This window comes from Vibrio sp. 2132-1 (assembly GCF_033344315.1).
Genome location: NZ_JAWPON010000579.1, coordinates 1 through 592 on the forward strand (window position 1 = coordinate 1; position 592 = coordinate 592).

The following is a 592-nucleotide window of genomic DNA, read 5'->3' on the forward strand; positions in this document are numbered from 1 at the left end:
CAGTTGATGTTCCCGTTTGGAATGGAAAGCAAGATGGAATCGGGCATTGTGATGCCGACGACTCAGTTTTGGAATCCGATTGCTATCAATAACGTTGAAGCGCAAAACGACTTTTACTCACGTGAGAACTTAGCGGCGTTAAAACTGTTGCAGAAACAGGCGCAAGAGCCAGAAAAGTTAGCGCGCTTGCTAGAGGTTTATCACGAATCATTAGGCTACAACATTGTCCGCCGTGCAGAAGAAGCGAAGGTGGCACTCTCTGATCAAACGGCTTACCGTACTGGCATCAACTTATTGTCGGAGCTGATTGAAGTGGACGTTCAGCGCGATGAGATGATTGAAGCGATTGAATCACCAAAGAACAAGATGACGGCGCTGGTAACAGAAGCTGTTGAGCAAGCAGGCGTAAAACCGGATGCGATCTTTATGACTGGTGGTTCCGCTCGTTCGCCGATTTTACGTGACGCGGTACAAACTGTGTTGCCAAATATTCCTGTCGTCAGCGGTAACTATTTTGGTTCGGTAACCGCAGGCTTGGCACGCTGCGCGGACGTTTGCTTTAAGTGATCTTTAGTTCTGAGCGAGTTACGGA

The 592-nt window shown here is 48.3% G+C and carries 1 protein-coding gene; it reads left to right on the forward strand.

Features of this window, described 5'->3' with window-relative positions; genetic code table 11:
• Window positions 1-567: Hsp70 family protein (locus tag R8N47_RS26760; RefSeq protein WP_318186307.1), on the forward strand; the 567-nt coding region annotated here is incomplete at its 5' end.
• Window positions 568-592: the final 25 nt, after the last annotated feature.